The 17,023-nt window shown below is 64.9% G+C and carries 16 protein-coding genes; 10 read left to right on the forward strand and 6 right to left on the reverse strand.

What is annotated here, in order from left to right:
* The first annotated feature begins 242 nt into the window (after positions 1-242).
* From GPJ75_RS09890 to GPJ75_RS09905, 4 genes are all read left to right on the forward strand, one after another.
* A complete protein-coding gene (locus GPJ75_RS09890) occupies positions 243-1,598 on the forward strand; it encodes an ABC transporter substrate-binding protein (protein ID WP_163267559.1) in 1,356 nt (451 codons plus the stop codon).
* A gap of 353 nt (positions 1,599-1,951) precedes the next feature.
* Positions 1,952-2,914 carry a carbohydrate ABC transporter permease gene (locus tag GPJ75_RS09895; protein ID WP_246249014.1) on the forward strand — a complete coding sequence of 321 codons (963 nt, stop codon included), beginning with the start codon at positions 1,952-1,954 and terminating at the stop codon, positions 2,912-2,914.
* Positions 2,911-4,047 (forward strand): carbohydrate ABC transporter permease, encoded by a 1,137-nt coding sequence (locus tag GPJ75_RS09900; RefSeq protein WP_163267561.1) that lies wholly within the window; start codon positions 2,911-2,913, stop codon positions 4,045-4,047. Before GPJ75_RS09895 ends, GPJ75_RS09900 begins: the two co-directional genes overlap by 4 nt.
* Before the next feature lie 93 nt (positions 4,048-4,140).
* The gene (locus tag GPJ75_RS09905) at positions 4,141-5,229 is read left to right on the forward strand and encodes an ABC transporter ATP-binding protein (RefSeq protein WP_163267563.1); all 1,089 of its coding nucleotides are present in this window, start codon (positions 4,141-4,143) and stop codon (positions 5,227-5,229) included.
* Positions 5,230-5,239: 10 nt separating this feature from the next.
* Here GPJ75_RS09905 and GPJ75_RS09910 read toward each other — a convergent pair whose 3' ends face one another.
* A complete protein-coding gene (locus GPJ75_RS09910; protein ID WP_163267565.1) occupies positions 5,240-5,644 on the reverse strand; it encodes a type II toxin-antitoxin system VapC family toxin in 405 nt (134 codons plus the stop codon).
* Positions 5,644-5,898 (reverse strand): type II toxin-antitoxin system VapB family antitoxin, encoded by a 255-nt coding sequence (locus GPJ75_RS09915; protein WP_163267567.1) that lies wholly within the window; start codon positions 5,896-5,898, stop codon positions 5,644-5,646. Before GPJ75_RS09915 ends, GPJ75_RS09910 begins: the two co-directional genes overlap by 1 nt.
* 171 nt (positions 5,899-6,069) lie before the next feature.
* Between GPJ75_RS09915 and rlmN the strand changes: the two genes are divergently transcribed.
* The gene (rlmN, locus tag GPJ75_RS09920; protein ID WP_163267569.1) at positions 6,070-7,296 is read left to right on the forward strand and encodes a dual-specificity RNA methyltransferase RlmN; all 1,227 of its coding nucleotides are present in this window, start codon (positions 6,070-6,072) and stop codon (positions 7,294-7,296) included.
* A gap of 25 nt (positions 7,297-7,321) precedes the next feature.
* Here rlmN and GPJ75_RS09925 read toward each other — a convergent pair whose 3' ends face one another.
* Positions 7,322-7,963, reverse strand: coding sequence for a LysE family translocator (locus GPJ75_RS09925; protein WP_163267571.1), 642 nt, complete (start codon positions 7,961-7,963; stop codon positions 7,322-7,324).
* 197 nt (positions 7,964-8,160) lie between these two features.
* On the opposite strand from GPJ75_RS09925, the gene GPJ75_RS09930 reads away from it, so the two are divergent.
* The 4 genes from GPJ75_RS09930 to GPJ75_RS09945 all read left to right on the forward strand — a co-directional run bounded on the left by GPJ75_RS09930 (position 8,161) and on the right by GPJ75_RS09945 (position 11,572).
* Positions 8,161-9,288 carry a TRAP transporter substrate-binding protein gene (locus tag GPJ75_RS09930; RefSeq protein ID WP_163267573.1) on the forward strand — a complete coding sequence of 376 codons (1,128 nt, stop codon included), beginning with the start codon at positions 8,161-8,163 and terminating at the stop codon, positions 9,286-9,288.
* 71 nt (positions 9,289-9,359) lie between these two features.
* On the forward strand, positions 9,360-9,980 hold the full coding sequence (locus GPJ75_RS09935; protein ID WP_163267575.1) for a TRAP transporter small permease subunit: 621 nt from the start codon (positions 9,360-9,362) through the stop codon (positions 9,978-9,980).
* On the forward strand, positions 9,977-11,392 hold the full coding sequence (locus tag GPJ75_RS09940; RefSeq protein WP_163267577.1) for a TRAP transporter large permease: 1,416 nt from the start codon (positions 9,977-9,979) through the stop codon (positions 11,390-11,392). The genes GPJ75_RS09935 and GPJ75_RS09940 overlap by 4 nt, the downstream gene beginning before the upstream one ends.
* Before the next feature lie 9 nt (positions 11,393-11,401).
* Entirely contained in the window at positions 11,402-11,572 is a 171-nt protein-coding gene (locus tag GPJ75_RS09945; RefSeq protein ID WP_163267579.1) for a hypothetical protein, read from the forward strand.
* A 5-nt stretch (positions 11,573-11,577) separates the two neighbouring features.
* On the opposite strand, the gene nagA is transcribed toward GPJ75_RS09945, so the two are convergent.
* Complete coding sequence (nagA, locus tag GPJ75_RS09950) at positions 11,578-12,738, reverse strand: N-acetylglucosamine-6-phosphate deacetylase (RefSeq protein WP_163267790.1); 1,161 nt, start codon at positions 12,736-12,738, stop codon at positions 11,578-11,580.
* On the reverse strand, positions 12,735-13,766 hold the full coding sequence (locus GPJ75_RS09955; RefSeq protein ID WP_163267581.1) for an SIS domain-containing protein: 1,032 nt from the start codon (positions 13,764-13,766) through the stop codon (positions 12,735-12,737). Before GPJ75_RS09955 ends, nagA begins: the two co-directional genes overlap by 4 nt.
* A gap of 178 nt (positions 13,767-13,944) precedes the next feature.
* Here GPJ75_RS09955 and recQ point away from each other — a divergent pair, with 178 nt between their 5' ends.
* The gene (recQ, locus tag GPJ75_RS09960; RefSeq protein ID WP_163267583.1) at positions 13,945-15,747 is read left to right on the forward strand and encodes a DNA helicase RecQ; all 1,803 of its coding nucleotides are present in this window, start codon (positions 13,945-13,947) and stop codon (positions 15,745-15,747) included.
* Here the strand turns inward: recQ and GPJ75_RS09965 are convergent.
* Positions 15,744-16,895 carry a polysaccharide deacetylase family protein gene (locus GPJ75_RS09965; RefSeq protein WP_163267585.1) on the reverse strand — a complete coding sequence of 384 codons (1,152 nt, stop codon included), beginning with the start codon at positions 16,893-16,895 and terminating at the stop codon, positions 15,744-15,746. The genes recQ and GPJ75_RS09965 overlap by 4 nt on opposite strands.
* Positions 16,896-17,023 lie beyond the last annotated feature (128 nt).

The following is a 17,023-nucleotide window of genomic DNA, read 5'->3' on the forward strand; positions in this document are numbered from 1 at the left end:
GCCTGTGTCATGCCCACACTGACACCGCAGCGCAAAAGGCCCGCAGATACATGGGCAAAAAAGGGAGATGGCACCTCGCTTTATCGACCGTCTTGACTCGGCTTCATCGAGGCTCAATGCTAGACGTCCCAAAGCGCTTTGAGTTTTTGGGAGTAATGCCACCAGCGGCAGCGCGTCGGCGCCGCCCGGCACACATGAATTTATCGAGCCTTTGGAGGCAAAGGCGGCTTGTGGAGGAGACGATGAAGAGATGGACCGTTGTCGGCGCTTGCGCGCTGGCGCTTTCGTGCAGCGCCGCCGCAGCGCAGGAGCTCAAGTTCGCACCGGGTGAGGACGACCGCTTCAACTGGCAGAGTTTCGACGATTACGCCGCCGAATATGACCTGTCGGGCCAGCGGATGACCCTTTTCGGGCCATGGCTTGGCCCTGACAAGGACTTGATCGAATCCATCACCGCCTATTTCGAGGAGGCGACCGGCGCCGAAGTGGCCTATTCCGGCTCCGACTCCTTCGAGCAGCAGATCGTCATCGACGCCCAGGCCGGCAGCGCGCCGAACGTGGCGGTGTTCCCGCAGCCCGGCCTCGCCGCCAACCTGGCGGCGCAGGGCCATCTGACGCCGCTCGGCGAGGAGAATGCGGACTGGCTGCAGGAAAACTATGCAGCCGGCCAGTCCTGGGTCAATCTCAGCACCTATCCCGGTGAGGACGGCGAGCCCCAGCTCTTCGCCTTCCCCTACAAGATCGATGTGAAGTCGCTCGTCTGGTACGTGCCTGAGAACTTCGAGGACGCCGGCTATGAAGTGCCGGAAACCATGGAAGATCTGAAGGCGCTGACCGAGCAGATCGTCGCCGACGGTGGCACGCCCTGGTGCATCGGCCTCGGCTCCGGCGGCGCCACGGGTTGGCCGGCGACCGACTGGGTCGAGGATATGATGCTGCGCACGCAGCCGCCGGAGGTCTACGATCAGTGGGTGACCAACGAGATCCCGTTCGACGATGAGCGTGTCGTCGCCGCCATCGAGGAGTTCGGCTGGTTCGCCAGGAACGACGACTTCGTCGACGGTGGCGCCGAGGCCGTCGCCTCCACCGACTTCCGCGACAGCCCGAACGGTCTCTTCTCTTTCCCGCCGAAGTGCTACCTGCACCATCAGGCTTCCTTCATTCCCAGCTTCTTCCCGGAGGGTACGGAGCTCGGCGTCGATGCCGACTTCTTCTACCTCCCGCCGTATGAAGAGAAGGATTTGGGCAGGCCGGTCCTTGGCGCCGGCACACTCTTTGCCATCACCTCCGACTCGGAGCCGGCGCGCGCCTTCATCGAGTTCCTGAAGACGCCGATCGCCCACGAATTGTGGATGGCGCAGTCCGGGTTCCTGACGCCTTACACGGAGGCCAATCCCGAGGCATACGCCAACGAGCCTCTGAAGAAGCAGGGCGAGATCCTGACGAATGCGACCACCTTCCGCTTCGACGGCTCGGACCTGATGCCCGGCCGCATCGGCGCCGGCGCGTTCTGGACCGGCATGGTCGACTATGTCGGCGGCAAGTCCGCCGAGGAAGTCGGGGCGGACATCCAGAGGGAGTGGGATGCCATCAAATAGCCGCGCGAGCGGCAGACGGGATGGGGCGCCACTACCGGGCGCCCCGCCCGCAACGAAATTCATCGGGGAAGACGGACCGCCGCACCGGCTTCCTCTATAAGAAAAGCGAGAGCGGACCTCGCGGCAGGGAGACGAAGCGTCCGCTCCAGCCGGGAGGGCTGAAAGTGGCAGTATCGACGACGGCGGGGCCATCGGCATCCGCATCGGATTTGGGGTCGCTCCTGACGACGGCGCTCCTCACCCTCTTCATCATGGCGGCGGGCATCATTGTCAGCGTGGTTTTCGCCGTTGGCGCCTACGCGCTCATCAGCCTCATCCTGCCGGCATACAAATTGATCGGAGCCGTGGCCGTTATGGTCCTGGGCGTGGCCGCCTGCTTCGGCTATTTCTGGGGTTCCAACCGCCTTCTCGACACCATCTACCCCGCCTCCGGCGCCAACATCGGCGCCAACCTGACCAAGGCCAACGCCATCCGCCCCTGGCTCTTCCTCGGGCCGGCGATCGTCATCCTGACCATCTATCTGGTCTATCCGGTCTTCAACTCCATCTGGCTGAGCTTCCACGGCCCCAGCGGACGGGGCTGGGTCGGCACGTCGAACTACGAGTGGCTGGCGCGCGACGGCGGCTTCCGCGAAAGCATGCGCAACAATCTGCTGTGGCTTGTCGTGGTGCCCGCGGCGGCCACCTTCTTCGGCCTCATCGCCGCAGCGCTGACCGACCGTATCTCCTGGGGCAACATCGCCAAGAGCCTGATCTTCATGCCGATGGCGATCTCCTTCATCGGCGCCAGCGTCATCTGGAAATTCATCTACGACTACCGTCCCGAGGGGGCCGACCAGATCGGCGCGCTGAACTCCATCGTCACCACCCTCGGGGGAGCGCCGCAGGCCTGGATCACCCTGCCGTTCTGGAACAATTTTTTCCTCATGGTGGTGCTGATCTGGATCCAGACCGGTTTTGCCATGGTCATCCTGTCGGCCGCCCTCCGCGGCATACCCGAAGAGACCATCGAAGCGGCCATCATCGACGGCGCCTCGCCCTTCCAGATCTTCTACAAGATCAAGGTGCCGCAGATCTGGGGCACCATCGCCGTGGTGTGGACCACCATCACCATCCTGGTCCTGAAGGTGTTCGATATCGTGCTTGCCATGACCAACGGCCAGTGGGGCAGCCAGGTGCTGGCCAACTACATGTTCGACTGGATGTTCCGCGGGCTCGACTTCGGCCGTTCGTCCACCATCGCCCTGGTCATCATGGTGCTGGTGGTGCCCATCATGATCTGGAACATCCGTGAAGCACGAAAGGATATACGATGAGCACGGCAGTCGGCCAGCGCCCCGCGCTTACCTGGGCAGTCAACCTCGCCGTCCTCCTGCTCGTCGTGATCTGGACGGTCCCCACCTTCGGCATCCTCGTTTCCTCCTTGCGCGACAAGGACCAGCTTGCCGTAAGCGGCTGGTGGACGGCGCTTTTCCCCTCCGAGCAGAGCATCGCCGCGCGCACCGCTCCGCCGGCGGAGGCCGAGCGGGAGGGCGCCAACTGGGTGCTGCGCGGCAACGTTTTCGAAAGTGGATCGGGCCGCATAAGCGCCTTCGGCGTCTCCATCCAGCGGCCGTCGGAGTTCCAGCCCGGCGAGGTTGCGGAAATGCGCGGCGGCGGCACGGCCACCGTGGAGGAGAACGGCGACTACGTCGTCGCCTACTCGGAACAGCCGGACGACACACGCGGCGAGAGGCTGTTCGTTACCGCCCTGGAGGCTCCGAAGTTCACCTTGGCGAACTATAGGACGGTGCTGTTCTCCGAAGGCATTGGCCAGAGCTTCATCAACACGCTCACCGTCACCATTCCGGCGACCGTGATCCCCATTCTCATCGCGGCTTACGCGGCCTACGCGCTCTCCTGGATGCAGTTTCCGGGGCGTGCGCTGCTTCTGGCGGTCGTGGTCGGCCTTCTGGTGGTGCCGCTGCAGATGTCGCTCATACCGCTGCTCAGGCTCTATAATGGTGTTGGCATCGGCAAGTCCTATATCGGCATCTGGCTGGCGCACACGGGCTTCGGCCTGCCGCTCGCCATCTATCTCCTGCGCAACTACATCTCCGGCCTACCGCGCGAGATCATCGAAAGCGCGAAGGTGGACGGCGCGTCGGATTTCGAGATTTTCAGGAAGATCGTCCTGCCGCTGTCGTTCCCGGCGCTGGCTTCCTTTGCCATCTTCCAGTTCCTGTGGGTGTGGAACGACCTTCTGGTGGCCACGGTCTTCCTCGGCAACAACGAGGAGCAGCTGGTGATGACGGGAAGGCTGCGCGAGCTTCTGGGCTCCCGCGGCGGCAATTGGGAGATCCTCACCGCTTCGGCCTTCGTCGCCATCGTGGTGCCCATCGCCGTCTTCTTCCTGCTGCAGCGCTATCTCGTCCGGGGGCTGCTTGCCGGCTCCGTCAAGGGAGGTTGACGCCATGCACACGGCGATTGGCAAAGGCGGCAGCCACGAGATAGAAACGCTGAACCTGCGGTTGGCCAGGGCATATCACCGGGGAGGAGAGTAATGACCGGCGTTCTCATGAAGGACATCAAGAAGAGCTACGGAGTGACGAAGGTCATCCACGGCATCGACCTGGAGATCAAGACGGGGGAGTTCGTCGTCTTCGTCGGGCCGTCCGGCTGCGGCAAGTCCACGCTCCTGCGCATGATCGCCGGGCTCGAATCGATCACTGGCGGCGACATGTATATCGGCGAGGAGCGGGTGAACGACATCCCGCCCTCCCAGCGCGGCATCGCCATGGTGTTCCAGTCCTACGCGCTCTATCCGCATATGAGCGTCTACGACAACATGGCCTTCGGCATGAAGATCGCCAAGGCGCCGAAGGCCGAGATCGAGAAACGCGTGAACGCGGCCGCCGAGATCCTGCAGCTCACGCCCTATCTCGACCGCCTGCCCAAGGCGCTGTCGGGCGGCCAGCGCCAGCGCGTGGCCATCGGCCGCGCCATCGTCCGCGACCCGAAGGTCTTCCTCTTCGACGAGCCGCTGTCGAACCTCGACGCGGCACTGCGCGTGGCGACCCGCATCGAGATCGCCAAATTGAAGGAGTCCATGCCCGACTCCACCATGATCTACGTCACCCACGATCAGGTGGAGGCGATGACCTTGGCCGACCGCATCGTCGTCTTGTCGGCCGGCAATATCGAGCAGGTGGGGGCGCCTATCGAACTCTACGAGAAGCCGGCCAACCTGTTCGTCGCCCAGTTCATCGGCTCGCCGGCCATGAACATACAGCCCGCCAAGATCGACAAGGCCGGCGAGAAGACGACCATCAGGCTCGGCAAGACGCGGGCCGACCTGCCCATCCCCTCGCCGGCGGACATGGCTGGACAGGAAGTGCGCCTCGGCGTGCGGCCGGAGGACCTTACCATCGCCTCCAACGGCGGCGGCCTGTTCGACGGGCGGGTGAACATCGTCGAGTCCCTCGGCGAGGTGACGAACGTCTATCTCGACGTCGAGAACGTGCCCGACCCGGTGATCGTGAAACTGCCCGGCGTGCAGAAGTTCGGCCGCGGCGAGACGGTTTCGCTGGCCGCCGAGCCTACGAAGCTGCACCTCTTCAACGAGGCCGGGCGGTCGTTGCTTTATCTGTGAGCGCCCGGTCTTAAGGCACAGTGCGGATATCGGTCTCTCGCAAGAGTTGATCGAGGGTAAGAATCGGCGCCTCCATCGCCTTGGCATAGGCGTAGTGGAAACAATCGAAGTTGCTGAGGTAGCGGCGCCCGATCCCCTGTTCCTGCGCGACCGCGACAGCATAGGACAGCACGGGCCGGAGTGATTCTGGCTCGCGCAGCTGGATGTTGCGGGCCTCCAGCCACTCCACGACCGCGCCTTCCGCCTCGCTGTACCGGCAATTGAGCTGGTCCGGTCGGGAAAGAACGATAATCGCCTCCCACGCAGCAAGGACCGACGTAAAGGCGGCCGGTGCGTCAAGCAACGCAGCCTCATAGGCCCCGGCGGTATCCTCGCCAGCCATCAGCGATACGATCGCGCAGGCATCGACGAACATCACGCATCACCGCCCAGATCATGGTCGAGGTCGTGAAAGGCTTCCGGCGGCACCGGTTTGCGATTGGGCTGAAAGGATAGGCCCCGCCGCGCGAGTATCCTGCGCGCTGTCTCACGGGGTGTTTCCTTGCGCATCCGGCTGTCGAGTGTTTCCCGAAGCGCGGAGACCACCGCATTGGTAATGCTGGTCCGGTCGATGCGCGCCAATCGGCGGGCGAGTTCGTCGGCCTCTTCATTTCGTATGTTCAGCGTCATGTGTAGCTCCATATGTGTAGCATACAATACACATTTGTGTAGCCTAGCGCAAATAAGCGCACTTCCCACTACCCTTTTGCAAGGGAGGTGACCCCGCCGCCGCCCTGTGCTATGAGCGCCTCCAGATGAACGGGCGGCCAAGGCGCCGCCCGAAACGCATTTGAATGCACCATGACCCTGACAATCGATACATCGACCCCTGAAAGCCGCACGCGGCTGCGTCCTGAGATACAGGCGGAGAAGAAACCGTTGATCGGCCTGTCGCGCGAAGAGCTGGGCGAAGCCCTTGCCTCCGTCGGCGTGCCCGAGCGGCAGGTGCGCATGCGCGTGCGCCAGCTCTGGCACTGGCTTTACGTGCGCGGCGTTTCCGATTTCTCGAAGATGTTCAACATCTCCAAGGAGCTGCGCTCGGCGCTTGAAGAGACTTTCACCATCGCCCGGCCGGAGATCGTCGAGGAGCAGATTTCACAGGACGGCACGCGCAAGTGGCTCCTGCGTTTCCCGCCGCGCGGCGCCGGCCGCCCGGTCGAGGTGGAGACGGTGTACATCCCCGAGGAAGGCCGCGGCACGCTGTGCATCTCCTCCCAGGTCGGCTGCACGCTTACCTGCACCTTCTGCCACACCGGCACGCAGAAGATGGTGCGAAACCTGACACCGGGCGAGATCCTCGATCAGTTGCTGGTCGCCCGCGACCGGCTGGGCGACTTCCCCGATGCCGACACGCCGGACGGCGCCATCGTGCCGGCGGAAGGCCGCAAGGTGACGAATATCGTCATGATGGGCATGGGCGAGCCGCTCTACAATTTCGAGAACGTGAAGCAGGCGCTTCTGATCGCCTCCGATGGCGAGGGCCTGTCGCTGTCGAAACGCCGCATCACGCTGTCGACCTCGGGCGTGGTGCCGGAGATCTACCGCACCGGCGAAGAGATCGGCGTCATGCTGGCGATCTCCCTGCACGCCGTGCGCGACGAACTGCGCGACGAATTGGTGCCGATCAACAAGAAATATCCGCTAAAAGAACTGCTGGACGCCTGCCGCGCCTATCCCGGCCTGTCGAACGCCCGGCGCATCACCTTCGAATATGTGATGCTGAAGGGGGTGAACGATACGCTCGACGACGCGCGAGAACTGGTGCGGCTCCTGAAGGGCACCCCGGCCAAGATCAACCTGATCCCCTTCAACCCGTGGCCCGGCAGCGCCTATGAGTGCTCGGACTGGGAGCAGATCGAGAAATTCGCCGAGATGGTCAACCGCGCCGGCTACGCCTCGCCCATCCGCACCCCGCGCGGCCGCGATATCCTTGCCGCCTGCGGTCAGCTCAAATCGGCTTCGGAGCGCATGAAGAAGACGGAGCGGCTGAAGCTCGAGGCGATGATGATCGCCGGGCACGGCGAGTAGGTGCCTTTCCCCTTGGGGAGGGAATCTACCGCGCCTGCGCCGTCAAAATCTTCACCGCAAAGGCCGAGAACACGCCGGCGAACAGGTAGTCCACCGCCCGCGTCACCTTCGGGCTCTTCCTGAGCAGCTTGGAAAACCCGTCCGCGGCGAGCACCATGGGGGCGGTGATCGGTAGGGCGAGTGGAATGAACAGCAGGCCGAGAAAGAGCAGCTTCGAGGAGGCGTGGGGGTCGCTAGGCGACACGAACTGCGGCAGGAAGGTCATGAAGAACAGGATGATCTTCGGGTTCAAAAGGTTGATGCCGAGGCCGGTCACCCAGTTCTTGAACAACGACCGCCCGGCACCCGCCTTCGTCTCCGGCGCGAAGGCGGAACCGTGGCGGATGGCCTGCCAGGCGAGCCAGACGAGATAACCGGCGCCGAAGATCTTCAACGCCAGGAAGGCCTGCGGCGAGGCGACGATCAGCGCCGACAGCCCCAGCGCCACCAGAAGCGTGTGCACCAGGATGCCGGTCATGGCGCCGAACATGCAGGCAAAGCCCGCCGCCCGCCCCTGCGACAGGGCGCGGCCGACGAACAGCGTCATGTCCGGACCGGGGGTGACCGCGATCACGAAGGTGGCGGCGGCGAATTGCAGGATGAGGGCGAGATCGGGCACGAAGACCATGACGAGTACCTTGATTCCGGAGGCGCGCGACAGGCTATCGTGCCTGCCGGCGCCGCGCCAGCCTTATACGACTTTAGTATTATAAAGGCCGTTGCCGCTTCCGCTCCGCCCTATTTTTCCTGCATGATTGGAAGGATGGCTTGATGAGCTATGCTCGATAACAACAATAATGAGCCACCGATAAAGGGAGGAATATGATGAGTGACAAGACGCTTTCACGCCGTAAGTTCCTCGGCACGGCTACCACTGCCGCGGGGGCGGCGGCGGCCGGCTCTCTGGCCGCTCCGGCCGTTCTCGCACAGTCTCCGATCACGCTCAAGATGCAGTCGTCCTGGCCATCTTCGGATATCTTCCAGGACATGGCCGCGCAATATGTCGAGCGCGTCGAGGTGATGTCCGGCGGCCGCCTGAAGATCGATCTCCTGCCGGCGGGCGCCGTGGTCGGCGCTTTCCAGGTTCAGGACGCATGCCATGACGGCGTCATCGACGCCGCCCACACCGTGCCGGTCTACTGGTACGGCAAGAACAAGGCGGCATCGCTGTTCGGCACGGGCCCGGTGTTCGGCGCCGACGCCAACCAGATGATCGCCTGGATGTATCATGGCGGTGGCGACGAGTTCTACCGCGAGCTCGTTCAGGACGTTCTGGGCCTCAACGTTGTCGGCTTCTTCGCTTTCGGCATGCCGGCGCAGCCGCTCGGCTGGTTCAAGGAGCCGATCGAGAGCGCCGACCAGATCCAGGGCCTGAAGTACCGCACGGTGGGCCTGGCCGCCGACCTGTTCCAGGCCATGGGCGCCAGCGTGGCGCAGCTTCCGGGCGGCGAGATCGTACCGGCCATGGAGCGTGGCGTCATCGACGCTTTCGAGTTCAACAACCCGACCTCGGACATGCGCTTCGGCTCGCAGGATGTGGCCAAGAACTACATGCTCTCCTCCTACCACCAGGCGAGTGAATCCTTCGAGTTCATCTTCAACCGTGACCGCTTCGAAAGCCTCGATCCCGACCTGCAGGCGATCCTCAAACACGGCGTCGAGGCGGTGCACCTGGCGAACTTCGCGCTCGCCATGGACCAGTATTCGAAGGATCTGGATGCGCTGCAGGCGGAGCACAGCGTCAACGTGCGGCGCACGCCGGACGACGTGCTTCAGGTGCAGCTCGACGCCTGGGACCAGATCCTGCCGGACCTGATGGAGGACGAGTTCTTTTCCAAGGTCGTGGAGAGCCAGAAACAATGGTGCGAGCGCGTGGTCTTCTACACGCTGATGAATTCGCCGGACTACAAGCTGGCGTACCAGCACTACTTCCCGGACAAGATAAACTTCTAACCGGTGTTGGGTCGTCACGGGGCGGTGTCGCCCGCCCCGTGACCATCGCTTTCCGCGAGTAGAGCACTTTCATGCATCGATACATCCACTTTGCCGACACGGTGTCCGCGTGGTTCGGCAAGGCCTTTGCCTGGTGCGTCGTCCTGATGACCTTCGCCGTCAGCTATGAGGTCGTCGTACGCTATTGGTTCAGGGCACCCACCGTCTGGGCCTTCGATCTCACCTACATCATGTATGGCACGCTGTTCATGATGGCAGGCGCCTACACGCTATCGCGCGACGGCCATGTGCGCGGCGACTTCATCTACCGCCTGTGGAAGCCGAGGACCCAGGCCAAGGTGGAGCTCGTGCTCTATTTCCTCTTCTTCTTTCCTGGCATTCTGGCGCTGGTCTTTTCCGGCTGGCGATACGCCAGCCGTTCCTGGCGCTATCTCGAAGTCAGCACCATGAGCCCGGCGAATGTGCCGATCTATCAATTTAAGTCGATAATCATCGCCGCCGGCATCCTCCTGGTCATCCAGGGCATCGCCCAGGTCTTCCGCTGCATCATCACCATCCGCACGGGGGAGTGGCCGCGCCAGAGGGAGGATGTGGAGGAGCTTGAAACGATACTGCAGAAGGAGCGCGCCGAGGCGCTCCGTCACGGCAGCGAGGCCGTGGATGTGATCGAGCCGAGGGAGCCGCGGTCATGACCGACCCGCAAGTCGCCGTGGCCATGCTCGGCATCTTCATCTTCATCATCCTCTTGGGCTTTCCCATCGCTTTCACCCTCATGGCGATGGGCATCGGCTTCGGCTATTACGCCTATTACGACCCCGACCGCATGTGGATACGCTACACGCGTGCGCTGCAGGAGGATGCCGACACGATAACGCTGATCCAGCATTGGATCGGCGGCTTCTTCAACAATCGGGTCTTCGACCTCTTCGTCAACCAGACCTACTCCGTCATGGCGAACGACGTTTTGACCGCCGTACCGCTGTTCCTCTTCATGGGGTACCTGGTGGAGCGGGCCAACATCGTCGACCGCCTGTTCCACACGCTGAGCGTGACCACACGGCGCCTGCCCGGCTCGATGGCGGTGGCCGCGCTTATCACCTGCGCGCTTTTCGCCACCGCCACCGGCATCGTCGGCGCCGTGGTCACGCTGATGGGGCTTCTCGCTTTCCCGGCTATGCTGAAGGCCCGCTACGACACGCGCTTCGCCTCCGGCGTCATCTGCGCCGGCGGCACGCTGGGCATCCTCATCCCGCCCTCCATCATGCTGATCGTCTACGCGGCGACGTCCGGCGTCTCCATCGTGCGGCTTTATGCCGGTGCGCTGCTGCCGGGCTTCCTGCTGGCGGGCATGTATCTCGTCTATATCGTCGGCCGCGCGCTCTTGCAGCCGAAGCTCGCGCCGCAGGCCGAGAAAATGGAGGATATCAGCCTCCTGAGAGTGGCCTGGCTGCTGCTGACCTCTTTCCTCCCCCTCGCCACCCTCATCACGGTGGTGCTGGGGGCGATCCTGCTCGGCTTCGCCACGCCGTCGGAGGCCGCCGCCGTCGGCGCGCTGGGCGGGCTGGTATTGGCCATCGCCTACCGCGCGCTCACCTGGCAGCGCCTGCAGGAATCGGTCTATCTGACGGTGCGTACGACGGCCATGGTCTGCTGGCTCTTCGTCGGCTCCTGGGTCTTCGCCTCGGTCTTCTCCTATCTCGGCGGCGAGCAGCTGGTGCGCGAGTTCGTCGAGGGGCTGAGCCTGACGCCGCTGCAGTTCCTGCTTCTGGCGCAGCTCATCATCTTCCTGCTCGGCTGGCCGCTGGAGTGGTCGGAGATCATCATCATCTTCGTGCCGATCTTCCTGCCGCTCCTGCCGCTCTTCGACATCGATCCGCTGTTCTTCGGCATCCTGATCGCGCTTAACCTGCAGACCTCGTTCCTGACGCCGCCGATGGCCATGTCGGCCTATTACCTGAAGGGCATCGCGCCGCGGCATGTGCAGCTCACGCACATCTTTGCGGGCTCACTGCCCTATGTGGCGATGGTGTTCCTCGCCATGATCGTGATCTACAATGTACCGTCGATCATCTACTACCTGCCGCAGCTCATTTACGGACGCTAGGGGGACCCGATGCTGCTCGACCGGATCATCGCCCTTGCCGCCCTGCTGACGCTGACGGGCTATCTCGGCATCTTCGTCTTCTCGGTGCCGCGTCCGGCGCTGTTCGTGGTGACCGGCGTCGTGCTTTGCCTTGCGTTCTATGACTTCTGGAACCAGCTCTTCCGCCAGGGACGGAAATAGCCGGCCTATTGCGGCCTGCCCGCCAGCCACACCCGGCGCACATGGAGGTCGTCGCCGAGATGCACGAGGTCGCCGCGCGCGCCCGGCATCAGAAAGCCACGCTCGCCCTCGATACCGAGGAAGGTCGCCGGATAGGCGCCCGCCATCTTGAGCGACTCCTCGACCGGCAGGCCCAGCACCTCGACGCTGAAACGCACGGCGGAGGCCATGTCCAGATCGGAGCCGGCGAGCGTTCCATCCTCAAGGACAAGCTTCGAGCACACGGCCCCGGGCTCGCGCCGCACCGTGCGCCCGTTGAGCTGAAAGCTCCCCGCCTCGCTGCCCACCAGCGCCATGGCGTCTGTTACGTGGTAAAGGCGCCCCGGCCCGCGCTTGGCGCGAAGTGCCACGCCGAGCGCCAGCGGGTCGACGTGATGGCCGTCGGCGATGATGCCGCACCACACCTCGCCGGCGTCGAGCGCCGCGCCCACCAGCCCCGGCGTGCGGTGGGAAAGCCCGCTCATGGCGTTGAAGAGATGGGTGACGCCACGCACGCCAGCGTCGAACAGGCGCCGCGCCTCTTCGCTCGTGCAGTTCGTATGGCCGAGGCTGACAATGACGCCGCCCCTGGCGAGCCGCTCCACCTGCTCCGCCGTCACCTGTTCCGCCGCCAGCGTGACGTGCAGGACCGGAAGCGCTTCGGCAGCACGGCAGAGCGTTTCGACATCCGCCCCCTCCATCGGCCGCATCAGCTCGGCCAGATGCGCACCGCGCCGCGCCGGCGCCAGATGTGGCCCTTCCAGATGCAGGCCCACGACGCCTTCCGCCGTGCGGCAGGCCTCTATGGCGCTGGCGATCGCCGCCTCTGTCACCGCGCGCGTGTCGGTGATCAGCGTCGGCAAGAGGGCCGTGGTGCCGTAGCGGCGATGCGCGGCGGCGATGCGGGCCATCGTCTGCGGCGAAGGATCGTTGTTGAGCATCCGCCCGCCGCCGCCATTGACCTGCACGTCGACGAAACCCGGCGCCAGGATACCGCCGTCTAGCCGAGTGACACCGTCGCGGCCGGCGATTTCCGCCTCCGGCACGACCGCCTTCACGCGCCCTTCCTCGACAACGAGCGCATGGCCGTCGTGGAAGCGTTCGCCGTCGAACAGCCGCGCACCGGCGATTGTGGCGTCGCCCATCAGATGGTCTCCGTCACCTTCTTGAGCTTGTCGGGGGCATCCGGGTCGAGCCCCCGCTCCCGCGCCAGGCGCTCGACCAGCCGGTAATAGGCGACGAGCGCCACCAGCGGATCGAGCCGGCCGTGCCCGGTGGACGGCACGGCGATGGTGTGGGGCCCAAGCGCCCGCGAGGAGAAGGCAACGACCGCAGCGCCCAGCCCGCTGAGCCTGTCCACAGCCTGGATGCTGGAGGTGAGCGCCTCGTCTTCCGGCAGGAAGGCGAGGATGGGGAAGCCCTCGTCGACGAGCTGCATAGGGCCGTGCATCAACTCGGCCAGCGAAAAGGCCTCGGCGTGCAGCTTCGCCGTTTCCTTGGCCTTGAGCGCGGCCTCGAGCGCGATGGCGAAGCCCGGTCCCCGCCCGGCCGTATAGAGGGAACCGGCCCCGGCGATGAGGGGCAGGGCCGGCGCGTGGTCGGCCTCGCATGCGGCCGCCAGCGCCTCCGGCAGCCGCGCGAGGCCCGCGGCCAGGCCGGCGTCCCCGGTGGCAGCCTGCGTTACGGCGGCGAGAGCGGCGGCCGAGGCGATGAAGCTCTTGGTGGCGGCCACGCTCCTCTCCTCGCCTGCGTGGATGGGCAAGACGACGTCGGCGCCATGCGCCAGCGGGCTGTCGGCGACGTTGACGACCGCCACCGTCAGCGCTCCGCCGCGTTTGGCCGCGTCCTGCACGGCAATGATATCGGGGCTTGCGCCCGACTGCGAGACGGTGATGTGCAACCCACCGGAAAGATGCAGCGAGGCCCGGTAGACCGAGGCGACGGAAGGCCCAATGGAGGCGACCGGAATGCCGGCCGTGATCTCGAACAGATATTTGAAGAAGCTCACCGCGTGGTCGGACGAGCCGCGCGCCGCCACCGTGACGACCGGGGGGCGGCGCTCGCCGATCAACCGGCCGAGCTCACTGAACGTCTTGTCTTCCCGCGACAGGAGCCTTGCCACGGCTTGCGCCGCCTCTCCCGTCTCGCTGAACATCAGCGAGGGTGCCTCGTTCATCGGATTCGCCTCCTGCTGGCATGTCGGGATGGTGTCGCCGCGCTATCCCGAAATGGTGAACACCGGGTACATAGCGGCTTCCCCACCGAGTTTCACGTCTTAAAGGTCGGCTCCGGGTGCAAAATGAAGGTAGGCCTGTTATGAGGACGGAACAGCCCTCTTATGCACCCCGATTTGAATGACGCTCGAGCCTCTGCACCTTCTGAAAACCGTCTATGGCTACGAAGCGTTTCGCGGGCGGCAGGCGGAGGTGATCGCCCATGTGATCGCCGGCAACGACGCCTTCGTGCTGATGCCGACGGGCGGCGGCAAATCGCTTTGTTATCAGATCCCCGCCCTGTGCCGGCAGGGAATGGGGCTCGTCGTCTCGCCGCTGATCGCCCTGATGGCCGACCAGGTGGCGGCTCTCTGCCAGGCCGGCGTGAGGGCGGCCGCGCTCAACTCCTCGCTCGCCTTCAATGAGCGCGCGGATATCTGGCGCGCCATCGAAAACGGCGCGCTCGACCTCCTCTACGTCGCCCCGGAAACGCTCCTGAGGGCGGAAATGCTGGAGCGGCTGCGCCCGGTGCCGCTGTCGCTCATCGCCATCGACGAAGCCCATTGCCTCTCCCAATGGGGGCACGATTTCCGGCCCGAATACCGCAAGCTCGACTGTCTGGCGGAGCTTTTTCCCGGCACGCCGCGCATGGCGCTGACGGCCACCGCCGACGCCCCCACCCGCGCCGAGATCATCGATCATCTGAAGATCGGCGAGGAGAACAGCTTCGTCGCCGGCTTCGACCGGCCCAATATCCGCTATGCCATCGCCGAGAAGGATGGCCCGAGCAAGCAAATGCTCGCCCTCCTGGAGGGGCGCAGGGGCGAGAGCGGCATCATCTATTGCCTTTCCAAGCGCAAGACCGAGGAAACCGCCGCCTTTCTCAACGAGCGCGGCTTTACCGCACTTGCCTATCACGCCGGCCTGGACAAGGCGGTGCGCGATGCCAACCAGACGCGCTTCCAGCGCGAGGAAGGCGTTGTCATGGTCGCCACCATCGCCTTCGGCATGGGCATCGACAAGCCCGACGTGCGCTTCGTCCTCCACCTCGACCTGCCGGGCAGCATCGAGGCCTACTATCAGGAGACCGGCCGTGCCGGCCGCGACGGCCTGCCGGCGGAAGCCCTGATGCTCTATGGCTATGACGACATCGCGCTGCGCACCCGCTTCATCGACGAATCGGACGCGCCGGAACAGCGCAAGCGCATGGAGCGGCAGAAGCTCGACGCGCTTCTGGGCCTGACCGAGACCGGCCAGTGCCGCCGCCAGGTGCTGCTCAACTATTTCGGCGACGCGCACGAACCCTGCAACAAATGCGACAACTGCGCCGCTCCGCCCGAGCTTTTCGACGGAACGATTGCCGCGCAAAAGGCGCTGTCCTGCATCTACCGTACCGGCGAGCGCTTCGGACAGGCCTATATCGCCGCCGTCCTGCTCGGCGAGGAAGACGAGCGCATCACCCGCTTCGGGCATGACCGGGTATCCACCTACGGTATCGGCAAAGAGTACGACGCGCGTACTTGGCGCTCCATCCTGCGCCAGCTCGTCGCCCACGGCCTGGTCTCCGTCGATCTTGCCGGGCACGGCGGCCTGTCGATCTCAGACCGTGGGCGCGACTTCCTGCGCGACAAGCCGGCGCTGATGCTGCGCGTGCCGAGGCAAGCCACCAGGACGAGCAAGAAAGCCGCGCGCCGCGAGGCCGCCAGCAATATGGAGCCCGCCGCCCGCGCCCTGTTCGAGGCGCTGCGCGAAAAGCGGCTCGAACTTGCCCGCCATCAGGGCCTGCCGCCCTACGTGATCTTCCACGACAGGACGCTCATCGAAATGGCCGCCGCCCGCCCGGCCAGCCGGCTGGAGCTCGCCGCCATCTCCGGCATCGGCGAGGCCAAGCTGGAGCGCTACGGCGATGCCTTTCTCGGCGTGATTGCGCGGCATGGGGCTTAGTTCCGGGGATAGCGCGGTGCCGGCCTAGCCAGAGTGCGCTTGAACAGCAGGCCCGAGACAAGCGCCTTGACGTGGCGCTTTGCCTGGAAGCGGCCGTTCAGCGAGACGCGCGGCAAGGCCGTCGGCCGCTCAAGGCTGGCCTGCCTTAAAACGCCGGGCTGCGTCGTCACGGCGAGGGGGAACCCCGCCTCCGCCACCGCCCGTACCTCGCGCTCTCCCAGCGACCAAGGCTGGCCATAGGGATAGGCAAAAGAGCGCGGGGGACGGCCGACATATCTTTCGACGGCGCGCGCCGATGCCTCCACCTCCTCGCGCAGCCGCTCGCTGCCGACGCGCCGGAGGTTGACGTGGGTGAGCGTGTGGGCGCCGAAATGGGCAAGAGGATCCTCGCCGAGCGCGCGGAGATCGGCCTCGTCCATGACGAGTTCGTCGACAATGGCAGCGGGTTCGATACCTGCGGCGCGGGAGGCCCGGTCGATCCGCTCCACCGCTTCGTCCTCGTCGACCGTCCCCACGAAGGCCGCGAGGCGCGCAAAGGCGGCCCGCTTCTGCGCGGCAGTCGTGGTTGCGACCTTTTCGGGGCCGTCGCCGAAATCGAACGTCAGCCCCATGTTTTTGTCCACGAGCGCGGCCGCCGTCTCCCACCAGATGGTGCGTGTGCGCTCGACGAAGCCGGCGGTGAGGAAAATCGTATAGGGCACATCGAACTTGTGGAAGACGGGTGCGGCGAACGTGGCGTTGTTGCGGTATCCGTCGTCGAGCGTGAAGGCGGCGAACTTCCGCTTGTCCGCCGGGTCGGACAAGAGTGCCGGCAGGTCGTGAAGGTGCACCGGCACGAGGCCGCACTCGCGTGCCGCGACGATGGCCTGCGCTAGAAAATCGGGGGTGACGGAGAGATGAGCGTTGGGAGCAAAACGCGGGGCCTCGACAGGCCTCACGTGATGCAGCGTGAAGATGACGCCGCGCCCGCCAAGGGCGGGAAATAGAGCCTGTGCATGGGTGTGGGCGACAGCTTCGAGACCGGCTCGAATGGCCGCGTATTTGAGGAATTCCCGGGCTGAATGGAGAAGCGCGGGCCGGCTCGCCGGGCCGACACGGAAAGCGGCGGGGTAGCCCGCGCGACCGCTTCGTGAAATGCCCTTTTCCATCCGCCCCGGCCTGATACCTCTATCCCCAACCGGCGTCACCGATACGCCAAAAACCTTTAGAGGCGGTTTCGGAGTGAGGCCCCTGACAGAAAGCCCTCCCCGCTGTGGCAGCGGGAAGGGCTTGTGTG

Origin of the sequence: Chelativorans alearensis, from assembly GCF_010993735.1 — a bacterium.
GTDB classification, from domain to species: domain Bacteria; phylum Pseudomonadota; class Alphaproteobacteria; order Rhizobiales; family Rhizobiaceae; genus Chelativorans; species Chelativorans alearense.

Coding starts and splice junctions, on each gene's coding strand:
- GPJ75_RS09890 (WP_163267559.1), top strand. CDS start 243: ATGAAGAGATGGACCGTTGTCGGCGCTTGCGCGCTGGCGCTTTCGTGC.
- GPJ75_RS09895 (WP_246249014.1), top strand. CDS start 1,952: ATGGTCCTGGGCGTGGCCGCCTGCTTCGGCTATTTCTGGGGTTCCAAC.
- GPJ75_RS09900 (WP_163267561.1), top strand. CDS start 2,911: ATGAGCACGGCAGTCGGCCAGCGCCCCGCGCTTACCTGGGCAGTCAAC.
- GPJ75_RS09905 (WP_163267563.1), top strand. CDS start 4,141: ATGACCGGCGTTCTCATGAAGGACATCAAGAAGAGCTACGGAGTGACG.
- GPJ75_RS09910 (WP_163267565.1), bottom strand. CDS start 5,644: ATGTTCGTCGATGCCTGCGCGATCGTATCGCTGATGGCTGGCGAGGAT.
- GPJ75_RS09915 (WP_163267567.1), bottom strand. CDS start 5,898: ATGACGCTGAACATACGAAATGAAGAGGCCGACGAACTCGCCCGCCGA.
- rlmN (WP_163267569.1), top strand. CDS start 6,070: ATGACCCTGACAATCGATACATCGACCCCTGAAAGCCGCACGCGGCTG.
- GPJ75_RS09925 (WP_163267571.1), bottom strand. CDS start 7,963: ATGGTCTTCGTGCCCGATCTCGCCCTCATCCTGCAATTCGCCGCCGCC.
- GPJ75_RS09930 (WP_163267573.1), top strand. CDS start 8,161: ATGAGTGACAAGACGCTTTCACGCCGTAAGTTCCTCGGCACGGCTACC.
- GPJ75_RS09935 (WP_163267575.1), top strand. CDS start 9,360: ATGCATCGATACATCCACTTTGCCGACACGGTGTCCGCGTGGTTCGGC.
- GPJ75_RS09940 (WP_163267577.1), top strand. CDS start 9,977: ATGACCGACCCGCAAGTCGCCGTGGCCATGCTCGGCATCTTCATCTTC.
- GPJ75_RS09945 (WP_163267579.1), top strand. CDS start 11,402: ATGCTGCTCGACCGGATCATCGCCCTTGCCGCCCTGCTGACGCTGACG.
- GPJ75_RS09955 (WP_163267581.1), bottom strand. CDS start 13,766: ATGAACGAGGCACCCTCGCTGATGTTCAGCGAGACGGGAGAGGCGGCG.
- recQ (WP_163267583.1), top strand. CDS start 13,945: ATGACGCTCGAGCCTCTGCACCTTCTGAAAACCGTCTATGGCTACGAA.
- GPJ75_RS09965 (WP_163267585.1), bottom strand. CDS start 16,895: ATGGAAAAGGGCATTTCACGAAGCGGTCGCGCGGGCTACCCCGCCGCT.